At 71.1% G+C, this 21,752-nt stretch carries 15 protein-coding genes and 1 pseudogene; 8 read left to right on the forward strand and 8 right to left on the reverse strand.

Annotated elements, in window-relative coordinates; translation table 11 throughout:
- The first annotated feature begins 397 nt into the window (after positions 1-397).
- Positions 398-2,332, forward strand: coding sequence for an APC family permease (locus tag AC067U_RS15720; protein ID WP_478830241.1), 1,935 nt, complete (start codon positions 398-400; stop codon positions 2,330-2,332).
- A 224-nt stretch (positions 2,333-2,556) separates the two neighbouring features.
- Here AC067U_RS15720 and AC067U_RS15725 read toward each other — a convergent pair whose 3' ends face one another.
- Positions 2,557-3,141 carry a TetR/AcrR family transcriptional regulator gene (locus AC067U_RS15725; protein WP_478830242.1) on the reverse strand — a complete coding sequence of 195 codons (585 nt, stop codon included), beginning with the start codon at positions 3,139-3,141 and terminating at the stop codon, positions 2,557-2,559.
- A 121-nt stretch (positions 3,142-3,262) separates the two neighbouring features.
- Here AC067U_RS15725 and AC067U_RS15730 point away from each other — a divergent pair, with 121 nt between their 5' ends.
- Positions 3,263-4,114, forward strand: coding sequence for a class I SAM-dependent methyltransferase (locus AC067U_RS15730; protein ID WP_478830243.1), 852 nt, complete (start codon positions 3,263-3,265; stop codon positions 4,112-4,114).
- A 34-nt stretch (positions 4,115-4,148) separates the two neighbouring features.
- Here AC067U_RS15730 and AC067U_RS15735 read toward each other — a convergent pair whose 3' ends face one another.
- The 3 genes from AC067U_RS15735 to AC067U_RS15745 form a co-directional block, all read right to left on the reverse strand.
- Entirely contained in the window at positions 4,149-5,171 is a 1,023-nt protein-coding gene (locus AC067U_RS15735) for a hypothetical protein (RefSeq protein ID WP_478830244.1), read from the reverse strand.
- The gene (locus AC067U_RS15740; protein ID WP_478830245.1) at positions 5,168-6,466 is read right to left on the reverse strand and encodes an MFS transporter; all 1,299 of its coding nucleotides are present in this window, start codon (positions 6,464-6,466) and stop codon (positions 5,168-5,170) included. Before AC067U_RS15740 ends, AC067U_RS15735 begins: the two co-directional genes overlap by 4 nt.
- A 97-nt stretch (positions 6,467-6,563) precedes the next feature.
- Positions 6,564-7,982 carry a CBM96 family carbohydrate-binding protein gene (locus tag AC067U_RS15745; RefSeq protein WP_478830246.1) on the reverse strand — a complete coding sequence of 473 codons (1,419 nt, stop codon included), beginning with the start codon at positions 7,980-7,982 and terminating at the stop codon, positions 6,564-6,566.
- Positions 7,983-8,371: 389 nt separating this feature from the next.
- Here AC067U_RS15745 and AC067U_RS15750 point away from each other — a divergent pair, with 389 nt between their 5' ends.
- From AC067U_RS15750 to AC067U_RS15760, 3 genes are all read left to right on the forward strand, one after another.
- On the forward strand, positions 8,372-9,412 hold the full coding sequence (locus AC067U_RS15750) for a vWA domain-containing protein (protein ID WP_478830247.1): 1,041 nt from the start codon (positions 8,372-8,374) through the stop codon (positions 9,410-9,412).
- A 110-nt stretch (positions 9,413-9,522) separates the two neighbouring features.
- Positions 9,523-10,674, forward strand: a complete 1,152-nt coding sequence (locus tag AC067U_RS15755) for an oxygenase MpaB family protein (protein ID WP_478830248.1) — start codon at positions 9,523-9,525, stop codon at positions 10,672-10,674.
- Between the two features lie 139 nt (positions 10,675-10,813).
- Positions 10,814-11,635 carry an endonuclease/exonuclease/phosphatase family protein gene (locus tag AC067U_RS15760; RefSeq protein ID WP_478830249.1) on the forward strand — a complete coding sequence of 274 codons (822 nt, stop codon included), beginning with the start codon at positions 10,814-10,816 and terminating at the stop codon, positions 11,633-11,635.
- Between the two features lie 158 nt (positions 11,636-11,793).
- Here AC067U_RS15760 and xdhC read toward each other — a convergent pair whose 3' ends face one another.
- The 3 genes from xdhC to AC067U_RS15775 are packed head-to-tail and all read right to left on the reverse strand — an operon-like array spanning position 11,794 to position 16,530.
- Positions 11,794-12,654, reverse strand: a complete 861-nt coding sequence (gene xdhC / locus AC067U_RS15765) for a xanthine dehydrogenase accessory protein XdhC (RefSeq protein ID WP_478830250.1) — start codon at positions 12,652-12,654, stop codon at positions 11,794-11,796.
- Between the two features lies 1 nt (position 12,655).
- Positions 12,656-15,046, reverse strand: coding sequence for a xanthine dehydrogenase molybdopterin binding subunit (gene xdhB, locus AC067U_RS15770; protein WP_478830251.1), 2,391 nt, complete (start codon positions 15,044-15,046; stop codon positions 12,656-12,658).
- The gene (locus AC067U_RS15775) at positions 15,043-16,530 is read right to left on the reverse strand and encodes a xanthine dehydrogenase small subunit (protein WP_478830252.1); all 1,488 of its coding nucleotides are present in this window, start codon (positions 16,528-16,530) and stop codon (positions 15,043-15,045) included. The genes xdhB and AC067U_RS15775 overlap by 4 nt, the downstream gene beginning before the upstream one ends.
- A 1,303-nt stretch (positions 16,531-17,833) precedes the next feature.
- Here AC067U_RS15775 and AC067U_RS15780 point away from each other — a divergent pair.
- The 3 genes and pseudogenes from AC067U_RS15780 to AC067U_RS15790 all read left to right on the forward strand — a co-directional run.
- A pseudogene (locus AC067U_RS15780) lies at positions 17,834-18,405 on the forward strand (MBL fold metallo-hydrolase); the annotation flags it as partial.
- 292 nt (positions 18,406-18,697) lie between these two features.
- The gene (locus tag AC067U_RS15785; RefSeq protein WP_478830253.1) at positions 18,698-19,708 is read left to right on the forward strand and encodes a LacI family DNA-binding transcriptional regulator; all 1,011 of its coding nucleotides are present in this window, start codon (positions 18,698-18,700) and stop codon (positions 19,706-19,708) included.
- Between the two features lie 184 nt (positions 19,709-19,892).
- Complete coding sequence (locus AC067U_RS15790; protein ID WP_478830254.1) at positions 19,893-20,198, forward strand: hypothetical protein; 306 nt, start codon at positions 19,893-19,895, stop codon at positions 20,196-20,198.
- A 189-nt stretch (positions 20,199-20,387) separates the two neighbouring features.
- Here the strand turns inward: AC067U_RS15790 and AC067U_RS15795 are convergent, their stop codons facing one another.
- A complete protein-coding gene (locus AC067U_RS15795) occupies positions 20,388-21,362 on the reverse strand; it encodes an alpha/beta hydrolase fold domain-containing protein (RefSeq protein WP_478830255.1) in 975 nt (324 codons plus the stop codon).
- Positions 21,363-21,752: the final 390 nt, after the last annotated feature.

The raw sequence follows: 21,752 nt of genomic DNA on the forward strand, positions 1-21,752 counted from the left end.
TGGCCCGTGCCGGCTCGGTGATGAGGTACCGGGGTGGGAGCGGTCCGCCTCAGGCCTCCGCCGGAGCCGGGCCATGTGAACACGCAGGTGGTTCGTGTTCTCACTGTAGATCGGCCGGCAGACCGCGAGCCGCTGACCGCGTGCAGAGGCCTTGACGAGGTCCGTACGGGTGAGGCGGGACCTTCGGCGCGGCCGTCACGCCGATGGCCGTCAGCGGCCGGTCGTACGCTGCGCCCCGTTCCTTCGCGCAGCACGCCACCGGAAGGAGGCGTTAAGGGCGCGTCAGGATTTCGTCAGAGGAGCCTATAGGCGTATTGGCCGTGTTTCGGCTGCGTACGCTGACCCAGCCGTCGACGCCGACGGCCGAATCCGTGCCGTACGACAGGAGCGCCCCGCCATGGCCACCCCTGCCCGCTCCTCCCGCCTTCGCGCGTGGATGCTGGAAGGCTTGACCGACCGCCGTCACAAACAGCAGCAGCAGCCGGAGAAGGCCCACGAGGGCAAGCCCTGGTACCGGGTGATGTGCCTGACCGGCCTGGACTACTTCTCCACCCTCGGCTACCAGCCCGGCATCGCGGCGCTCGCGGCCGGGCTGCTGTCGCCGCTGGCGACGATCGTGCTGGTGCTGCTCACCCTGTTCGGCGCGCTGCCGGTCTACCGCCGGGTCGCCAAGGAGAGCCCGCACGGAGAGGGCTCGATCGCGATGCTGGAACGGCTGCTGTCGTTCTGGAAGGGCAAGTTGTTCGTGCTGACCCTGCTCGGGTTCGCCGCGACCGACTTCCTGATCACCATCACCCTGTCGGCCGCCGACGCGACCGCGCACATGGTGGAGAACCCCCACCTCACCAGCACCCTGCACGGGCACGAGGTGCTCATCACCCTGATCCTGATCGCCCTGCTCGGCGCCGTGTTCCTCAAGGGCTTCAGCGAGGCCATCGGGCTCGCCGTCGCCTTGGTCGTCTCCTACCTGCTGCTCAACGCCGTCGTGGTCGCGGTCGGCCTGTGGCAGGTGGTCACCCACCCGCAGGTGATCACCAACTGGACCAACGCACTGACCACCGACTACGGCAACCCGGTCATGATGATCGCCATCGCTCTGGTCGTCTTCCCCAAGCTGGCACTCGGCCTCTCCGGCTTCGAAACCGGAGTCGCGGTCATGCCGCACGTGGAGGGCGAGACCGGTGACGACCCGGACAAGCCGGCCGGACGGATCCGCGGGACCAGGAAGCTGCTGACCACCGCCGCGGTCATCATGAGCGTCTTCCTGATCTGCTCCAGCTTCATCACCACGCTGCTGATCCCGGCGGACGCCTTCGAGTCCGGTGGCGAGGCCAACGGCCGGGCCCTGGCCTACCTCGCCCACGAGTACCTCGGCTCGGCGTTCGGCACCGTCTACGACATCTCCACGATCCTGATCCTGTGGTTCGCCGGCTCCTCGGCCATGGCCGGGTTGCTGAACCTGATGCCGCGCTACCTGCCCCGCTACGGCATGGCCCCGCACTGGGCGCGCGCCCTGCGGCCGATGGTGATCGTGTTCACCCTGGTCGCCTTCCTGGTGACCTGGATCTTCGACGCCGATGTGGACGCGCAGGGCGGCGCCTACGCCACCGGTGTGCTCGTCCTGATCACCTCGGCCGCCGTGGCCGTGACCATCGCCGCCCGCCGCGCCCGCGAACGCGGCTGGACCATCGCCTTCGGGATCATTTCCGCCGTCTTCATCTACACCACGGCCGTGAACGTGGTCGAGCGGCCGGACGGCGTGAAGATCGGCGCCTGTTTCATCGCCGGCATCATGGCGCTCTCACTCCTGTCCCGTCTCGCCCGCGTCTTCGAGCTGCGTGTGACGGACGTCGAGCTCGACGACATGGCGCAACGTTTCATCCGGGACACGGCCACCCGCACGATCCGCTTCATCGCCAACGAGCCGGACAACCGCGACAAGGCCGAGTACCGGGAGAAGATCGACCAGATCCGTGCCGACAACGACACCCCGACGGGCGACGACTTCGTCTTCGTGGAGGTCACCGTCCTGGACCCGTCGGAGTTCGAGGCCGGCCTGAGGGTCAGGGGCGAGGTCATGCACGACCGGTACCGGGTCCTCACCCTGGAGTCCTCCTCCGTCCCCAATGCCCTCGCCGCGCTCCTCCTGCACGTCCGTGACGAGACCGGGCAGCGGCCGCACATCTACTTCGAGTGGACCGAGGGCAACCCGCTCGCCAACTTCCTGCGCTTCTTCCTCTTCGGGCAGGGCGAGGTCGCCCCCGTCACCCGCGAGGTCGTCCGAGGCGCCGAGCCCGACCGGGCCCGCCGCCCGCACGTCCACGTCGGCTGACGGGCCCTCCAGGCCTGCGGCACATCCTTGCGGCGGTGCGTTCCGGGCTCGGCCGGGACGGCGGCAGCGGCACCTCGGCCTGCGCCGAGCCGGACCATCGGGGTTCGCGGCCAGCGCGGACGCCCACCGGCGCTGCGCCGCGCCGGGTCCGTCGCTGACCCCGCTCGGCCGGCAACTGCGCACCGGCCTGCAGCCGACCTGCTTCGCACGCCGGGGCCACCTGCTCAGGACGGGCCGGTCAGGGCGCGGACCAGTCGCTCGACCCGGTCCCGCGGGGGAGGGCTGCCGGGGCGGCTCGTCATCAGCAGGTGGTGCAGGGTGCCCACGATGGCCAGGGCGGCCACACCGGTGTCCGTGCCGGGACCGATGCGTCCCAGGCGCTGCTCGGCGTCGAGGTAGGCCTCGATGGAGTCCTGGATCGTGTCGAAGCCGGGGGCGCCCCCGGCCCAGGCCTCGCGGACCCGCAGGGCCGCCGCGGGACGGGTCACCGCCAGGCCGACGACCCCGGGGTCCAGGGACAGGACCGCCGCGGCCAGCTCCACCAGGTTGCCGCCCACCGAGCCCTCGCCCACCCTGCCGGGGAGCGTGGCCGCCAGCGCGGCCGAGCGGGTGAAACGGTCCAGCACCAGCTCCGCCACGAACTCGTCCAGCCCGGCGAAGTGGGTGTGCAGCACCCCCTTGGCGCAGTCCGCCTCGGCCGTGATCGCCCTGCTGGTCAGGGCGGCGGCCCCGTCCCGGGCCAGGACGCGCTCCGCCGCGTCGAAGAGCCGCTCGCGCAGATCGGGGATGGCCACTCCACGTGGTGACACCAAGTCCTCCCGGAGAACAGGGGATTGCAAGTATGGGCAGTCGCCCATACTGTTTGGGCGTGCGCCCATCCTAAGGTTCGGGCCGTCGATCCCGCATCCCCACGCACAGGAGGTCCCATCCATGCACGGCATCGCGAACACCGGCCAGGCCGAATCCTGGAACGGATACGAGGGCACCCACTGGGCCGCCCACCAGCACCGCTGGGACGCCGTCAACGCCGGATTCGACCAGCTGCTCTTCGACGCCGCGGCCATCACCCCCGGCGAACACATTCTCGACATCGGCTGCGGCGCCGGATCCACCACCCGGCAGGCCGCCCGCGCAGCAGGTCCCGACGGCCTCGCCCTGGGCCTCGACCTCTCCGGACCCATGCTCGAACGCGCCAGGGCGAGCGCCGAAGCCGAAGGCCTGCACCACGTCCGCTTCGAACACGGGGACGCCCAGGTCCACCCCCTCGCGCCCGGCGCCTTCGACCTCGCCATCAGCCGCTTCGGCATCATGTTCTTCACCGACCCCGCCGCGGCGTTCGCGAACATCGCCGGCGCACTGCGCCCCGGCGGCCGCGTGGCCCTGCTCTGCGCCGCCGAGCCCGAGGGCAACGAATGGCTCACCGCCCTGGCCGCACTCGGCGACATCCTGCCCCTGGACGGCTTCGGCAAGCCCGGAGGGCCGGGCATGTTCTCGCTCGCCGAGCCCGGCGCGGCGGCCGCCCCCCTGGCCGCGGCGGGGCTCCACGACGTCCGCGCCAGACACGTGACGGCGTACGGGACCTGGGGGCGCGACGCGGCGGACGCGGCCCGGTTCCTCCTGGACTCCGGGCCCGGCCGCCACCTCGTCGCCCAGGCCGGCCCCGGCGCCGGCGAGCACGCCAGGGCCCGCCTGACCGAAGTCCTGCGCCCCTACGAGGCCGACGGCGTCCTGCGCCTGCGCGGCACCGGCTGGATACTGACGGCCTCCGCCCCGCACGCCTGACGGCCCGCCGCGCCCGGGCCGCCTTCCGGCCGCCTCAGCCCGTCGCGGGAAGAGGCGCGGGGGAGTTGGCGCCCTGGACGAGGACACGGGGTGTGCCGCTGCCGTCGGCCGGGACCGTCCACACGTCGTTGGTGCCGTCGCCGCGCTGGAGGCCGTACGCGAGGGTGCGGTCGTCCAGCCAGGCCGCCTGGTCGTCCACCGACCTGGTCTCGGCCGACTCCGTGCGGCGTCCGGTGGCGAGATCGAGGACGGACAGGCGCCAGCCCTTGGCCGGGTCCGCGCCGACGGCCTGCTTGAAGGCGATACGGGTGCCGTCGGGCGACAGCGACGGGCATTCCACGTTGTCCGCGTTGTCGGTCAGCACACGCAGCGTCCGGGCCGCGACGTCCCCCTCCGCCAGGGAGCGAACGCCTCCGCTGGAGACCGTCGCGTAGAACCGGTTGGAATCGGCGGCGAACGTGACGCCCCAGACGTTGGTGTCCGCCGCACGGTGGCGCCGGCCGTCACGGAAGACCGCGAACTCCTCCAGGGAGCCGATGACCTCCCCCGTGCGCATGTCGAGGATGCCCGTACGGGTCGAGAAGCCCCCGCCGGCGTACGAGTCCCCGCCCACGAACAGCGTCCAGCCGACCATGCGGCCATCGGCGGAGACCCGGGTCCGGTTGGGGAGCCCGGTCAGGGACACGCTGCGCTTCACCCGGAGCTCCTCGTCGAGGACCAGCAGCCGGGGAGCGCTGAGCGCTCCGGCGGGCGTGAGGCAGGAGGTGGTGCCGCCCGCGGTGTACGCGCGGTCGCAGTGCTGCGAGGTGACGGTACGCGGGCCCGCGGGGTCGGCGAGCGACACCGTGGACAGCAGGCCGTTGCTCAGCACCCGGAGCCCGGGGCCGCCCGGACGGCCGGCGCCCGGGGAAGCGGCGGCGACCGGATCGGCGCCCGCGCCGGCACCGGGCTCCGCGTTCCGGCGGGCCACGAGGACGGTGGTGGTCGCCAGCGCCGCGAGCAGGACGGCGGCGATCACCGTGACGAGTATCCTGGCGCGCCGGCTGGGGGCGTTCATGAGGTGGTACGAGTCCTTTCGTCCGGGTTCGGCTGGGAGTCGGGGGCATCGGCGGACCGGGGCACGAGCAGGAACGCCGTCGCCACCCCGGCGAGGACGACGGCCACCGCCGCACCCCGGCTCGCCGCGGTCGATCCCCAGGCCTGCCACGCCAGTCCGAAGAGCACGGACGAGCCGAGGTAGGCCAGGGCCTGACCGCTCTGGATCAGTGCGATGCCGGTCGTCCGCAGCCGTTCCGGCAGGACCGGTCCCGCGAGCGCCATCAGCACCCCCTCCGTGGCGGCGTAGAAGGCACCGTTCAGACCGACGGCCAGGACCAGCAGCAGCGGGCCGTCGAGCGGGCCGTGCAGCAGCAGGTAGACGACCGCCAGCACGCCGTAGCCGCCCAGCATCACCGGCAGCCGCCCGACCCGGTCGGCGAGGGCACCCAGCGGGGCCGCGAGGAGGAGGTAGGAGAGGCTGGTCCCGACGGCCAGCAGCGGGAACCAGCCGATGGACAGCTGCTCGCGCCGCTGCAGCAGCAGGTACACGAAGCCGTCGCCGATGGTGGCCAGACCCAGCAGGCAGGCGGCGGCCACCAGCCGCCGGACCGGCCGGGCGCGCAGCAGCCCGCCGACCGCGCGCGGCGAGACGGTGCCCGCCGGCGGCCGGGCCTCCCGGTGGTCCCGTACGAACAGGACGAGGACCAGCACGCCCAGGGCCGCGATGCAGAAGCTGGTGACGAAGACGGCGTCGAACGACTGGGCGGCGGCCGTCAGGACGGCCAGCGCCACGAGCGGACCGGCGAACGCACCGATGCTGTCCATGGCCCGGTGCACCCCGAAGGCCCGGCCGAGGGCGTGCTCGGGCGTGGACAGGGTGATGAGCGCGTCGCGCGGCGCCGTGCGCAGTCCCTTGCCGGCACGGTCGGCGGCCAGCACCAGACCGATCGACGAGGCCGAACCGCCCACCGCCACCAGGCCGAGCTTCGCCAGCGCCGACAGGCCGTAACCGGCCCCGGCGACCGCCTTCCGCCGGCTGACCCGGTCGGCCACGTAGCCGCCGACGAGTCGGAGCAGGGCCGTGGCCCCGGTGTTGAGCCCGTCGAGGACTCCGTAGGCGGCTGGGCTGAGCTGCAGACCGAGCACGAGGTACAGGGGCAGGACCGCGGTGACCATCTCCGCGGAGACGTCGGTGATCAGGCTGACGGTGCCGAGCGCGAGGACATTGCCCCCGACCAGGGTCCACCGGCCGCGCCGGCCCGGTCCCGCGGTGTCGGCCGGCAGCTCCGTCCTGCCGATGGTGGAGAGATACACGGTGTGGTGACCTCCGGATGGGATGGGGTCGCAGAGGCCGCAGGCCGCCCGCCGCCGAAGGCGGCGTGCGGGCGGCGTGCGGCCCGGGCGGGCGGGATCAGTGGCAGGTGCCGGTGCCGCTGTCGTTGTAGGTCTTGCCCGCCTCCGGGACGAACTGCCAGTCGTAGCCGTTCGCGCGCAGGGTCAGCTTGAGCACGCCGAAGGTGTCGTTGTTGCGGGCCTCGCTGTTCGGCTGGATGGTGCCGAAACCGTAGAGGCCGGCGCCGCCCATGCCGGCGACGAACTGCCGCAGGCCGCGCGCGGAGTCCAGCTGGCCGCTCGGGTTCTGCGGGGCGAACCGCTCGTACTGGTGGTTGTGGCCGGTCAGGATGACCTCGGCGTTGTTGTCGTACAGCGCCTGGACGAGCGGGCCCGTCGAGGGGTCGCCGGCGTGGCTGGAGCTCGACGTCCAGCGCGGCTTGTGCCAGTAGGCCACCGTGCACGGCTTGTTGCTCGCGGCCAGGTCGGCGCGCAGCCACTGCTCCTGGGCGGACCCCACGCCCATGGCCGTCTCGGAGTTGAGCGCCACCACGTGCCAGTTGCCGAGGTCGTACGAGTAGTAACCGCGGCCCGAGGGACCCGCGTTGGCTCCGAAGTAGTTGTAGTAACCCGTGGCACCGGAGGTGTGGTAGTCGTGGTTGCCCGGCGCCGGCTTGGTGCGGGCCTTGTGACGGCCCCACGTCGGCTCGTAGTACGTGGCGAAGTCCGAGGCGGTGCCGTCCGGATAGGCGTTGTCGCCGAGCGTGAACACCGTGCCGGGGATGGTGTCGAGGAGCTTGGCCGTCGCGGTGTCGCCGGAGCCCGAGGTGGCGATGTCGCCCGCGCCGACGAGCACCGGGTCGCCGGACGGCGGGGTGGTTCCGGTCGGCGACGGCGTCGGGGTCGGCGTCGGCGTCGGACCGGCGCCCGTCTCGATCACCAACTGCGGTGCGGTGGAGCCGCTTTCGCGGGAGTCGTAGTCGGCCCCGTTGCTGCTCGACGAGGTGACGCCGATGCCGAACGTGCCGTTGCCCGTGACGTACGAGGTCACGTCCACCTCGTACCAGGTGTTGCGGGAGACCGCGCCGAGGGTCCCCAGCACGGCACCGTCGATGGACGGCCGGTTGGCGTACGTGACCGAGGTCTCGGACCACGAGGTGTTGGACATCGCGCGGAACGTGCCGCCGCTGCTGCTCTCCGCACCCGACACGTCGTCGACGTGGACGCGGAGCTTCGCCTTGGTGACCGGCTGGGTGAGGCCGGAGACGGCGAACTTCAGCAGCGTCTGCTTGACCGGGCTGTTGTCCACGCCGAGTTGCTGCGAGGCACCATAGTTCGTCGCGGTGTTCTGACCGTCGACGTAGGTGTCCGCGGTCGCGGTGAAGGTGGTGCCCGCCGCCGAGGCGGCGGGGGCGAGAACGGTCAGGGCGGCGGCGGCCAGGGCGGCCGAGGAGACTGCGCCGACGAGAGCCACCGTGGTGGTCTTCCGACTGGGCATGCGAAACCTTTCGCTCGCGGGACGAGGGCGTCACGGAACGTAAGGGCGCCACGATGCGCCCCGATGATGCCTTGAGGTTGCTCAGGTGTCCCTTGAATGAACCGCCGACGTCGCCGCCCCGACCACTGTCGGCCATGCCGGGACCGGCCCCTTGACACGAGTTCGCACGGTCGTGACGGCACGTCGGCCCACGATCCCCGCAGCGCGGAGCCGGCGGTGCACCTCGTCCCACTCGGGCGTGACGGGCGGCGGCGCCGGAGAACTCGGCCCACAGCCCCGCGCGGGCGAGGAGAGGCGAGGAGGGGCGGCACCGGCGGTCCGGGAGCGTTGTCAGTGGTGGGTGCGAGGATCGGGGTACCGAAGCGGAGAACGGAAACGGGGAGTTCGCCATGTCCGGAAACCAGAACTACATCAATCACGTCGCCCTCGTCCTGGACGCCAGTTCGTCCATGTCGCACCTGAGCAACAAGGTCATCGAGGTCGCCGACCAGCAGATCGCCTATCTGGCCCGCCGCTCCGAGGAATTGGACCAGGAAACCCGCGTCACGGTGTACGTCTTCTCGAACCGGGTGGAATGCGTCGTCTACGACAAGGACGTGCTGCGCATGCCGTCCCTCAAGGAGGTCTACCGGACCGGCGGAATGACGGCCCTGCTGGCGGCCACGCTGAAGTCGCAGCACGAGCTGGCGCAGACGGCCCAACTGTACGGCGACCACAGCTTCCTGACGTTCGTGCTGACCGACGGGCAGGAGAACGCGAGCCACCGCTGCCCGGGCACCCCTTCCAAGAACCCCCGTGACCTGGTGCGGTCCGTGGCCTCGATGATCGAGACGCAGGCGGACAACTGGACGCTCGCCGTCCTGGTCCCGGACCAGATGGGCAAGCGCGAGGCCATGCAGTACGGCTTCCCGAAGGACAACATCGCCATCTGGGACGCCACGAGCACCCAGGGCCTGCAGGAAGCCGGGCAGGTCATCAAGGAGGCCACCGAGAAGTTCATGGTGGGCCGCACCAAGGGAATCCGCGGATCGCGGGCCGTGTTCTCCACCGGCGCGGACGCGGTGAACAGCGACACCATCAAGGCGGCCGGCCTCAAGCCGGCGGAATCGTCGACGTACCGGCTCGTTCCCGTGACGCGTGATACGGCGATCCGGGAATGGGTCATCGAATCCGGGCACACGTACCGCACCGGCTGCGCCTTCTACCAGCTGAGCAAGTCGGAAAAGATCCAGGCGCGGAAGCAGATCGCGGTGCTGGAGAAGAAGTCGGACAACATCTACACGGGGCCGGAGGCCCGGACCCTGCTCGGCCTGCCGGACGCCGAGGCCCGCGTGAAGCCCGACCACAACGATGAGTTCACCATCTTCGTGCAGAGCACCAGCGTGAACCGGAAGCTGGTGCCGAACACCCGCCTCCTCATCATGACCTGAGACGTGTTTTTCGGCCATCGCCACCCTCGTTTCCCGTCGGCGCGCACGGGCGGAGCGCCGGGACACCGACACTTTCGTCGGACGATCCCGACGGCGAGGAGGCCGCTGCCATGCCGCACACCGAGGAAACCCTGGACGCGCTCAGGCGGGAAGGGGACCCGCTCGCCGACGGGGTGGTCGCGGAGCTCGCCGCCTCGGGAAAAACGGGCGAAGTCAACAGACTGCTGCGCGAGTTCACACGGAACGACCAGGCGTTTCCGGACGATCTGCCGGAGTGCGTGCGGGCCTACCTCGCCGCCACCGACCTCCTGCCCGACTGGGCCGACCCGGAGCGGATCGCGAGCGCGCACGCGTTCTTCGTCGACGACGGGGTGCACGTGGCGTCCGTCCTGTCGTACGGGGCGATGGTCGACTGCTATGCCGCCCCCGTCCCCTCACGGATCCTGGACCTGACCCACCGCCTGAACCGGCCGCACCGACGGCTCGCGGAGACCTCGCAGTTCGTGCTGCGACTGATGGACGAAGACCCGTACGGGGCCGGTGGTTCGTTCGTGCCGACCTTGCAGAAGACCCGCCTCATCCACGCAGCCGTCCGCCACCTCGTCGCGGGCTCGGGGCAGTGGGACGCGGAGCGCGACGGCGTCCCGGTCTGCCAGGAGGACATGCTCTCCGCGATGCTGATCTTCTCGGTGCACGTCCTGGACGGCATGGAACGGCTCGGGATCTCGGTCACCGAGCGGGAGGCGGCGGACTACTACTACGTGTGGCGGGTCGCCGGAGCCATGCTCGGCATCCGCGAGGACGTCATGCCGGCCACGCTCGCGGAGGCGCGCGAGGTGGACCGGATGATCGTCCGGCGGCACTTCGCGCCCTCGCCCGAGGGCATCGCCCTGACCCGCGGCCTCATCGACTTCTACGAGCAACTCGTGCCCGGCAAGGTCTTCGACGGCATCGTGCCGGCCATGATCCGGCAGGTGGTCGACCCCCGGGTCGCCGACGCCCTCAAGGTGCCCCGGCCCGGCCTGTTCAGCCGGATCACGGCCACCGGAGTCCGCCTCGTCCGCCGCCTGGAACGAGCGGAGGACGACAACGCCGCCGCCCGCGCCGTCCTGGACAAGGCCGGCCGGCTCCTCCTCTCCGGCAGCGTCCGCACTCTCACCGGTGGGGAACGCACCGCGCTCGACATCCCCACCGCCCTCCGCGAGCAGTGGGCTGCCGCGCCCCCGGGATGCCCCATGGGCGGCACCGCTCCTCGCACTTGAGGTCCGGGAGCCCGAGCACTGACGGGTGCCGGTGCCGGGGTCGTAGGGTGGTGCCGGAACACGTCCGATGACCCGGTGCACGGCGAGGTCCGGTGGCGTGGGCGTCGTCGAGGAGGAGGCGTAGGTGTTCGGCAGGGGCATGCGCTTGCTCGTGGGCGCCTCGATCGTGGCCTGCGCGGTGCTCGTCGGCCCCAGCGCGCCGAGCGGTGCCCCCTTCGCCGGGGCGCGGCCCGTCGAAGGCGTCGGTGAGGCCGTACCGAACCGGGTCATGACGTGGAACATCTGCAACCCCTGCGGGGCCGGGAACGCAGACCGCGCCGCGGAGATCGCCACGTACGCGCCGCAGGTCGTCGGCTTGCAGGAAGCGTGCGTGCGGGACGTCGAGGCGATCCGCAACCGGCTGGAGAGCCGGTACGGGCTGGTCTACCACGTCGAGTACGGGACAGTCCTGCGGAACTGGGGCCGCTGCGGGGGAGTGCCGTGGCGTCCGGGAGGATTCGGGCAAGCCGTACTCTCGGCGGCACCGATGAGCGGCCTCGTCACCGCGGAATACCCCGACGGCGGGTCCGAGGACCGCGGGTACATGGCGGTCACCACCACGGTGGGCGGCAGGCCCGTACGGGTGTTCAACACGCACCTTGCCCAGCGACGCCAGGAAGCGGTCCGGGCGGACCAGGTCCGCGTACTGGCCGCGGCCGTCGCCCGCCACGACCGCGCGATCGTGCTCGGCGACTTCAACGCGGTGCCGGACGCCGCCGAACTCACCGCGATGTGGGCACGGGCCACCGATACGGACCCCGCGTGCCGCCCGTCGTCCACCGGCACCTGCGAGCCGACCACCGACTGGCAGAGCAAGTTCGACTACGTCTTCCTGCGGGGCGTCGTCCCGCTCGGACACCGCGTGCATCCGACCGCGTACTCGGACCATCACCTGGTGCACGCCGACGTGGACACCAGGTGAGCGCGAGTCCGGCGGGTCCCGGCCGGTAACACGCCCCACTACGGGTAACACGTGTAACTCGTCGCACCTGTAACCCGTGGGCTGTGCAACGCATCCGGAGACCACGAGGCCGGGCGCGGTGATCCACGCCCGGCTTCCCGGTTCCCGTTACACGTGTCCTAGCGACTGCCGGCGCGGACGTACTCCGCCGCGACCGCGTCCGGCACCACCGCGCGGCGTTCCCGCTCGAAGGTCATGATCAGGTCCGCCGCGACGCTCACCGCGATCGTGGCGGGTTCCTTGCCGGTGATCTCGGTCATCCCGATCGGCGTCTTGATCCGGTCGATGGTCTCCGCATCGTGGCCGCCTTCGGTGGCCAGACGCTGCTTGAACCGGGACCACTTGGCGGACGAGCCGATCAGCCCGACCGAACCGAGACCGGGCGTACGCAGCGCGGCGTCACACAGCGCGGCATCCTCGGCGTGATCATGGGTCATGATCAGCACGTGGGTGCCGGGTGCCAGCTCCGCGAGCACCTCCTCCGGAAGCAGCAGCGTGTGGTGCACGTGGACGTCCGCCACCGCATCCGAGAGAACGGCGAGCCGTTCCTCGGTGAGCTGCTCGGGCCGGGTGTCGATCAGATGCAGATCGATGCTGTGGCGGGCCAGGATGCGCGCCAGCTCCAGTCCGACGTGACCGACCCCGAAGACCGCCACCGCCGGGACCACCGGCAGCGGTTCGAGCAGCACGCTGACGGCACCGCCGCAGCACTGCACGCCGTGCCGACTGGTCACCTTGTCGTTGAGGGCGAAGTCCATCAGCTCCGGCTCCGGATCGGGCATGCCGATCACTTCGCGGGCCCGGTCGATCGCGACGGCCTCGATGTTGCCACCGCCGATCGATCCCCAGGTCTCGGTCTGACCCACGACGAGCTTGGCGCCGGCCTTGCGGGGTGCGTGGCCGCGCACGGTCGCGACGGTCACGAGCACGCCGGGTTCCCGGCGAGCCCGCAACCGCGCGACCGCGGCCACCCACGTCATGTCAGGCATTACTCAGGGCGGTTGCGTCGGAAGCGATCTCGCTGTCGCCCGGCTTCGCATCAGCGTTCCGAGCCGTCTCGATCGCCCAGTACACAGCCTCCGGCGTCGCGGGGGCACCGAGCTCCACGCTGACTCCGGCCGGGCCGAACTCCGAAGCCGCCTGCCGCAGCGCCTCACGGACCGAGAAGGCCAGCATCAGCGGGGGCTCACCCACGGCCTTGGAGCCGTAGACGGCACCCTCCTCGGTGGCGTTCTGCATCAGCGTGACGTTGAACTCCTCGGGCATCTCCGAGAAGCTCGGCAGCTTGTACGTGCTCGCCGCCTGGGTCAGCAGTCGGCCCCGGTTGGGTCCGTTGCTGGTGTCCCAGCGCATGTCCTCGAGCGTCAGCCAGCCGGCGCCCTGCACGAAGCCGCCCTCGACCTGACCGATGTCGATCATCGGGGACAGGCTGTCGCCGACGTCGTGCACGATGTCCACGCGCCGCATGCGGTACTTGCCGGTGAAACCGTCCACCTCGACCTCGGTCGCGGCAACGCCGTAGGAGAAGTACTTGAACGGCGAGCCCCGGAACGTCTTCGCGTCCCAGTGCAGACCCTCGGTCCGGTAGAAACCGGCGGCCGACAGCTGGACCCGCTGGAAGTACGCCGTACGCACCAGGTCGTCCCAGGCCAGCTCCTTGTCGCTGCCCAGGACGCGGGCGACGCCCTCGACGATGCGCACGTCGGAGGCGTTCCCCCCGAGCTGGCCGGCGGCCACCTGCACCAGCCGCGCGCGCAGCTGCTCACAGGCGTTCTTGATCGCGCCACCGTTGAGGTCGGCACCGGAACTGGCCGCGGTGGCCGAGGTGTTGGGCACCTTGTCGGTACGCGTCGGAGCCAGCCGGACCTTGCTCAGCGGGATGCCGAGCGAGGTCGCGGCGACCTGCATCATCTTGGTGTGCAGGCCCTGGCCCATCTCGGTGCCGCCGTGCGTGATCAGGACGGAGCCGTCCTTGTAGATCAGCACCAGCGCGCCGCCCTGGTTGAAGGCGGTGAGGTTGAACGAGATGCCGAACTTGATGCCGGTCAGCGCGAGCGCCCGCTTGGTGTGCGGGTTCGCGGCGTTGAACGCCTCGATCTCGCGCTTGCGCTCGGCGATGGAGGCGTCCTCCTTCACCTGCTGCCAGATGCCGGAGATCCGCTCGGCCTGGGTGACCGGCTGACCGTACGGGGTGGTCTGGCCGAGGTTCGGCTGGTAGAAGTTGCGCTCGCGCAGCTCCATCGGGTCCAGGCCGAGCAGGGGCGCCACCCGGCCGAGGATGTCCTCCATCACCAGCATGCCCTGGGGGCCGCCGAAGCCGCGGAAGGCGGTGTTGGAGGTCTTGTTGGTCTTGGCGATGCGGCCGGCGACACGCGCGTTGGGGATCCAGTACGTGTTGTCGATGTGGCACAGCGCGCGGGCGACCACCGGCTCGGACAGGTCCAGGCTCCAGCCGCCGTCGCCGGTCAGCGTGGCGTCCAGGGCCTGGATGCGGCCCTCGGCGTCGAAGCCGATCTTCCACGTCGCGTGGAAGCCGTGGCGCTTGCCGGACATGGTCAGGTCCTGGGTCCGGTTGAGCCGGAGCCGGACCGGACGGCCGGTCAGCTTGGCGCCGAGCGCGGCGATGGCCGCGAACCCGTGCGGCTGCATCTCCTTGCCGCCGAAGCCGCCGCCCATCCGCAGGCACTGCACGGTCACTTCGTGGCTCTGCAGCCCGAGGACGTGCGCGACGATCTCCTGGGTCTCCGACGGGTGCTGCGTGCTGCTCTGGATGAACAGCTGCTCGTTCTCGTCGACCAGGGCCAGCGCGGCGTGCGTCTCCAGGTAGAAGTGCTCCTGGTCGGAGAACTGGAACTCGCCCTCGAAGACGTGCGCGGACTCGGCGAAGCCGGCCTCGATGTCGCCGGTCTCCATCAGGGGACGGGCGCCGTGGAAGCTCTCGGCCGCGATCGCTTCCTTCACCGTGATCAGCGCGGGCAGTTCCTCGAGCTCGACCTCGACGGCAGCCGCACCGAGCCGGGCCGCTTCCAGGGTCTCGCCGAGCACCCAGGCCACGGCGTGGCCGTGGAACATGACCTCGTCGGGGAACAGCGGCTCGTCGTGCTTGATGCCGGCGTCGTTGACGCCGGGCACGTCGGCGCCGGTCAGCACACGGACCACACCGGGCACGGCGAGCGCGGGCTCGGTGCGCAGCGCGGTGATCCGGCCGTGGGCCTTGAAGACCTGTACCGGGTAGGCGTGCAGGACGTCCTTGGTGCGGTACACCAGGTCGTCGGTGTAGAGGGCGTTACCCGTGACGTGCAGGTACGCGCTCTCGTGCGGCATCGAAATACCGACGGTGGGCTTCTCGGGGCGCTCGGACAGATGGCTCATGACGACACCGCCTCGGTGGTCTCGGCGAACAGCTTCAGCAGGCTCTGACCGAGCATCGCGGAGCGGTACTCGGAGCTGGCACGGTGATCGCTCATCGGCGTGCCCTGGGCGCGCAGCACCTCGGCCGCGGCCTCCACGGTCTCCGCCGTCCAGGCCTTGCCCTCGAGGGCGGCCTCGGTGGCGAGCGCGCGGATCGGGGTGGCGGCCACGCCGCCAAGGCCGATGCGGGCCTTCCGGACGATGCCGTCCTCGATCTCCAGCGCGAAGGCGACCGCCACGCTGGAGATGTCGTCGAACCGACGCTTGGCGATCTTGTGGAAGGCCGAGACGGGCGACAGCGGGAGCGGGATGCGCACCGCGCGGATCAGCTCGTCCGGACGGCGCACGCTCTGCCGGTACCCGGTGAAGTACTCGGCCAGCGGGACCTCGCGCTCGCCGTCGGCGTCGGCGAGCACCAGCGACGCCTCCAGTGCGAGCAGCACCGGCGGGCTGTCACCGATCGGGGAGCCGGTACCGAGGTTGCCGCCGAGGGTGCCGCTGTTGCGGATGAGCCGGGAGGCGAACTGCGGGAACAGCTCGGCCAGCAGCGGGACGCTGCCGTCGAGGCGGCGCTCGATCTCGGTGAGCGTGACCGCGGCACCGATCTCGATGTGGTCGGCCTCGACCTTCAGCTCACGCAGCTCGGGCAGCCGGTCGATGGCGACCACGCACTCGGCGCGCCGGGAACGGATGTTGACCTCGACGCCCCAGTCGGTGCTGCCGGCGACGACCACGGCCTCGGGGCGCTCGCGCAGCAGCTGCGTCGCCTCGGCCAGGGTGCTCGGCCGCAGGAACGTGCTGCCGTCCTGGGTGTACTCGGTGGCGGCCGGCTCGGGCGCGGGCTGCTCGCGGCGCTGCGCCAGCGGGTCGTCCTCGGTGGGCGCACCGACGGCGTACGCGGCATCGCGGATCGGGCGGTAACCGGTGCAGCGGCACAGGTTTCCGCTCAGCGAGTGCAGATCGAACCCGTTCGGGCCGTGCTCGTGGTCGCCGCCCTCGGCCGCGTGCGCGTCCGAGTCCGACTCCGGGGCCGCGTCCGCGCAGCGGTTGGGCCGGTAGTACTCGGAGGCCATGCTGCAGACGAATCCCGGGGTGCAGTAACCGCACTGGGAGCCGCCGCGGACCGCCATCTCCTCCTGCACCGGGTGCAGCGTGGCGGGCTTGCCGGGCTCGCCGGGGGTCGCGAGACCCTCGGCGGTGATGACTTCCTGACCGTCGAGCGCCGCGACCGGGACCAGGCAGGCGTTGACCGCCACCCAGTCGGTGGGCTTGTTCACCCCGGGACGTGCCACGAGGACCGAACACGCGCCGCACTCACCCTCGGCACAGCCCTCCTTGGTGCCGGTGAGGCCGCGCTCGCGAAGGAAGTCCAGCACGGTGGTGTGGGGAGCAGCCGGCGAAATCGGTGCTTCTTTCCCGTTGACCGTGATCCGGGCCGCTGTCATGACGCATCCCCATTTCGGTGCGCAGTCGATCTGATTGTCCTAGACGCCATTTTTCAGGAGCTTTCTAATTCGGTGACGCAGCTCAAGAGCCCGGAGAGCGCACATCAGCACGAGACGGCGTGCCGCAGGCGGTAAGAGGAACCGAAAGATACCGGGGCCGCAAACGGGCACGCCGGGAAAAAAGGGGGCTTTTCAGCAGCCGTGTGCTACACGACCCGGAGCCCATGCGATCTCGTGGGCGAGGCGCAGCAGTTCGGAGATGATCGACATCCGACTTCGCCCCCTTCGTCAGCTCACGAGTCGGTCGTTCGAAACTACGACGCCGCAGGTACATCGGTCAAGCTGACGTGCAGAGACATGGTGAATCCACCGAAGTCGGACCATGTCGGACAGCGGATCGCCTATATGGGCGAGGCCGCGGCCAGGTCTCCTTCTGTCGGCCGTGAGTGGGCCCCTCGGCCGGGAGGCCTGGCGCGCGATTCCGGCCCCCGCACCCCGCCGGCTGGATAGGGAACGCGCAGTTGCCATTGGCCAAAACACCTCGCCTGGCATCTGCTAGCTGAATGCGGCAAGAAAGTAGGCAGTTGCGCTTACTTCGGGTGGGATGCGTGTTCTGCCGTCGTCGAGCCGCGCTCCTGGCGCGCGTCCGCTGCGGCGCCGATGTTACGGAGAAGGGCGCCGACGCGCCGGCGTGGCGACCTCCGATGGCAACTTCACTGCAGGTCACGTGCCGACTACGTACACCGTCCGGCCGATTCCAGAACCTGAGAAGGAATCGAGCCGGTCTTGACGGAAAGATCAGGCCTTGTTTGACTCGCCGCCGACGGATTCGCAAGCGCGCATCACAATCGCGGGCAATCGACTTTCCGCACAGGCGTCGGGATCGTTGAGATATGCCGGTGTCAAGTGATACTCGCGCCGGAGAGCGAGGGGCGCCGTTGATCGGCGCCGTTGCCTCACCCCGCATTCCAGTTCACCACTCCCGTCGTGGCGGAGGTTCGGGGTGAGTGCGGGTGGGCGAAGCGCCCCCGATCGTGTTGCCGACCCTGCGCCATGCCGAGACCGATGACCTTCTCCGGAAACCCGACCTGATCCACAACGGCGTTCGTTTCACGGCGCAGAGCGAAATCTTCGACGGGCCGCTTCATCGGGCAATTCGCCGATCGGCTTCCCCCGCGTACCGTGGCGGCCGCGATGCCACCCGAGGACACCTAAGGTCAAAGCTTTGCGTTAGAGGGTCGTGCGGCTGTAACGGTGACTTTAATGCAAGCCGCTTGCGTTTAGGGCCGAGGGGTGTTGCCCCATGCCTACCTGGAACGTCGGCGACGTCACCGTTCACCGCATCGACGAGACCCTCCTGCCGCCCGCCACCGGACCATGGCTGCTGCCGGACGCCACCCCCGAGGTCGTCGCCGGACAGGACTGGCCGCGCCCCCACTTCGCCGACGGCGAAGGCGTCCTGCGCCTGCACGGTCACACCTTCGCGTTCACCACCGGCGGGCTGCGCGTCCTGGTGGATACCGGCATCGGCAACGGCAAGGAGCGCGCCAACCCCGCCTGGCGCGACCTCGACACCGACTACCTCAGGCGTCTCGCGGCCGCCGGATACGCCCCGGACTCGGTCGACCTGGCGGTCCTCACCCACCTGCACGCCGACCATGTCGGTTGGAACGCGCGTGCGGTGAAGGCGGTTGGGTTCCGACCTTCCCCCGCGCCCGCTACATCACCTCCCGCGCCGAGAGGGAGTTCTGGGCCGGCCAGGACATGGAGGAGGCGCGCCGGCAGATGTTCCGGGACTCCGTGGACCCGGTGGAGGAAACAGGGCTCCTCGACCTCGTCGACGTCCCCGCCGAGGGTGCCGTCATCGCCCCCTCCGCCTGCTCCCGACACCCGACTCCCGCCCGTCCCCGCCGACGCCTGCCGGACCGAGCCGCACTCGGTTACACGTGCCTGAACAGCCCGGTCGTGGCGGTCGGGGGTGTCGGCGGGCGGGAGGGTCGGCCGGGCCCGTGCAGTCGGCGTCGCTGCATGGCCCCGTGAGGCACCTTCACGGGTGGCTTGTACGGTCCTGCGGTGACTTGCGGCACTTCCTGGTAACGCGTGTAACCTGGGAGGTGCCGGTCAGTCGGTCAGATGAGGACGAGACAAGGGACGAGGCAGGAGCGCCATGGGCAAGGAGCCGACCACACCGACGGCCGTCACCAGCGCGGATGTGGCGCGCCTGGCCGGGGTGTCGCGGGCGACCGTGTCCTTCGTGCTCAACAACACGCAGGCGCACCGGGTCAGCGAGAGCACCCGCGCCCGGGTGCTGGCCGCGGCCCAGCAACTCGGCTACGTACCGCACGCCGCCGCCCGCTCGCTGCGGGCCGGCCGCAGCAACCTCGTGCTCATGCCGGCCTCCGTTGCCGCGGCCGGGCGCCTGGTCAGCGCCTGGGTCGACGACCTGGAGAGCGAGCTGGAACGCCACGGATACGTGCTCGTGCTGCACGCCGGCCGGTTCCCCGACCCGGTGAGCGCAGCCCGGGCCTGGGCCGAGCTGCGCCCGGTGGCCGTGCTGGCCCTGGACGGTGACAGCCTGTCCGGGCAGGCCGTGGACGTACTGACCAGGGCCGGAGTGCGCGGAGTGGTCGCGTTCGGGTCCCGTGAAGTGCCCGGCGCGCACACCGTCGAGCTCGACCAGGCGCGCATCGGCGCGACCGCCGCCATGCACCTGCTCTCCCGTGGACGCCGAAGCCTCGGCGTGATCATGCCTCAGGAACGAGGTCTGGCCGCCTTCGCCCGGCCGCGGCTGGCCGGAGCGGAGGGGGTCGCCGCCCGCAGTACGGCCACCGTCAGCGCGCTGGAGCTGTCCTTCACCCACGAATCCGCTGCCGAACTCGCGGCGAACTGGCGGTATGACGTGGGCCTGGACGGGGTCTTCGCCTACAACGACGAATACGCCGCCCTGCTCATGCACGCACTGCAGGCCGCGGGGGTTTCCGTGCCGCAGGACGTGGCCGTCGTCGGCTGCGACGACCTGGTGCTGTCGGCCCTGCAGCAGCCCGCGTTGACGTCCGTGCGGCTGGACCTGCCCACGCCCGCGGAAGTCGCCGATGCCCTCCACGGGCTGGTGGAGCGCGGCGTACCGCCGCAGGTTCGGGGCGTGGAGCCGGTACTGGTGCCCCGTCAGTCATCCTGAGCGGGCCGGCCTGCCTGAAGGCGCCGTTCACCCTGGGGCTACACGTGTTACCTCTTCGCGGCGCAGTAGCGGGGTGAAGGCCCATCACAGCAGGAGGGCGATTCCGGCCCCCGTGGTGGCGCCGGCCAGGGTGTCGCTGGGTCAGTGGGCGTGCAGCCAGGCGCGGCTCCACATCATCGCCGGCGTGAGGGCGGCGCCGGCCGCCCACCAGCCGCGCCGCCGGCCCGCGGGAACGAACAGGGCGGGCGACCGCGATCACCACGAGGAGGGCAGTTTCGGCCGAGTGCCCGGAGGGGAACGCACCGTGGTCCACCCGGACCAGGGGGTAGGCGGGACGACGCGGCCGGTCCACGCCGAGCTTCAGGGCCTGGACGACCAGGAGGATCAGCAGCCCGACCGGGACCACCACGCCCAGCGGTCCGCCGAACCAGTCGAGCGCGGCCGCGACGACGGCGTACGGGCTGTCGTGCGGGCCGCCCATCCACCGTAGCCACGCGTCGTCCAGGGCCTGGAAGGCCGGCCGCTCGGAGCGGGTGAGCAACACGGCCGTGAGGATGGCGGTGATGAGGAGGAAGAGGGCTCCGAGCAGGAGCGGGCGGTCTTGCGGCTCCCTCTCGCGGGCGGGGTGCGCGGGGCACCGTCGTGACGGGGCCCCGCGCCGGTGGTTCGGCGGCTCTGCTCAGGCGCCCAGGTGGCGGGCGAGGAAGGCGACGCTCTCGGTGACGATCGGCGTCACATCGGGGGTACCGAGGAAGATGTGGTCGGCGCCCGCGACCGGCCGCAGGGTGGCCTGTCCGCCCGCGCGCCGGAGGGCGGTGGCGAGGGTTTCGCTCTGGCTGTAGGGCAGGAGGCGGTCCGCCGTCCCGTGGACCAGGAGGAACGGGGGCGGGGTCGCGGTGGCCGCGTAGGTGACCGGGCTGGCGGCGCGGGCGAGTTCCGGCCACTGCGCCGGGGTGCCGCCCAGCAGGGCGCCGAACGGATCGGGGTACTCGGAGCCGTCCGGCGCGGGCGGCATCGGCAGCGGGTGGGAGAGCAGCGCGCCCAGGTCCGTGGCCGGGTACCAGCAGACGGCGGCCCGCACGGTGCTGTCCTCGCCCTGGACGCCCACGGCACCCTCCAGTGCCGCCGTGCCGGCGTTGGGGTCCGGCCGTACGAGCCCGGCGAGCGCGGCCAGGTGGCCGCCTGCCGACTCACCCATCACGCCGATCCGGTCCTTGTCGATGCCGAGCTCGGCGGTGAAGCGGCGGACGTAGCGGATGGCGGCCTTCGTGTCGTGCAGCTGAGCCGGGAACGGGGCCTCCAGTCCGTGCCGGTAGTCGATGTTGACCAGGGCGAGGCCGGCGCCGAGGACCGCGCCGTGCAGCAGGTCGACCGGCACGGTCGGCGGCGGATAGCGGCGGTCGCCCTCCAGCCAACCACCCCCGTGGATCCATACGACGGCGGGGACGGGCCGGTCGGACGCCGGGACCTGGACGTCGAGCAGGCACGGTCGGTAGCCCAGCGTGGCCGAGTAGGTCAGTCCGTCGAAGCGACGTACTCCGTCCTGGCCGACCAGCGGCGGAGTGGGGGCGCGGAAGGGCGGCGGCGGCCATGCTCCGAGGTCGGGTTCGGCGGCCGATCGTCCGGCCGGGGCCGCGGAAGGCGCTTGCGTCATGTCCCCCTGCTTTCTATGGGTGGATGAGATGGTGTTGTTACACGTGTAACACGAGAGGTGTGATGTAGTAAACGTCTCCGAAGATCGAAGGGATTGGCTGGCGTGGCCGCGAGGTTACACGAGACATCTCGGGGGCGGGGGTGTCTCGCTCGCGTGTCGGCGGCCGGCCTCCGACGCGTGCGGAGCGTGGCGATCCGCCACCCAGAGGCGGAGATGGGGATGGGGGTGCGGGTGGAGACGGATGCGGATGCGGGAAGGAGGTGAACGCAGATGCGGAATGCGGCATCGGCGTAGACCGGCCGGGTTTCCGAACGTCGCGCGGCGTGGCGAAACCCTCGCGTGTTACCCACTGGTAAGCAATGATGGCGGCCAACCATCCACGCGGCCGGG

Source organism: Streptomyces sp. NPDC043853 (assembly GCF_056436025.1).

Coding starts and splice junctions, on each gene's coding strand:
- AC067U_RS15720 (WP_478830241.1), top strand. CDS start 398: ATGGCCACCCCTGCCCGCTCCTCCCGCCTTCGCGCGTGGATGCTGGAA.
- AC067U_RS15730 (WP_478830243.1), top strand. CDS start 3,263: ATGCACGGCATCGCGAACACCGGCCAGGCCGAATCCTGGAACGGATAC.
- AC067U_RS15735 (WP_478830244.1), bottom strand. CDS start 5,171: ATGAACGCCCCCAGCCGGCGCGCCAGGATACTCGTCACGGTGATCGCC.
- AC067U_RS15745 (WP_478830246.1), bottom strand. CDS start 7,982: ATGCCCAGTCGGAAGACCACCACGGTGGCTCTCGTCGGCGCAGTCTCC.
- AC067U_RS15750 (WP_478830247.1), top strand. CDS start 8,372: ATGTCCGGAAACCAGAACTACATCAATCACGTCGCCCTCGTCCTGGAC.
- AC067U_RS15755 (WP_478830248.1), top strand. CDS start 9,523: ATGCCGCACACCGAGGAAACCCTGGACGCGCTCAGGCGGGAAGGGGAC.
- AC067U_RS15760 (WP_478830249.1), top strand. CDS start 10,814: ATGCGCTTGCTCGTGGGCGCCTCGATCGTGGCCTGCGCGGTGCTCGTC.
- xdhC (WP_478830250.1), bottom strand. CDS start 12,654: ATGACGTGGGTGGCCGCGGTCGCGCGGTTGCGGGCTCGCCGGGAACCC.
- xdhB (WP_478830251.1), bottom strand. CDS start 15,046: ATGAGCCATCTGTCCGAGCGCCCCGAGAAGCCCACCGTCGGTATTTCG.
- AC067U_RS15775 (WP_478830252.1), bottom strand. CDS start 16,530: ATGACAGCGGCCCGGATCACGGTCAACGGGAAAGAAGCACCGATTTCG.
- AC067U_RS15785 (WP_478830253.1), top strand. CDS start 18,698: ATGGGCAAGGAGCCGACCACACCGACGGCCGTCACCAGCGCGGATGTG.
- AC067U_RS15795 (WP_478830255.1), bottom strand. CDS start 21,362: ATGACGCAAGCGCCTTCCGCGGCCCCGGCCGGACGATCGGCCGCCGAA.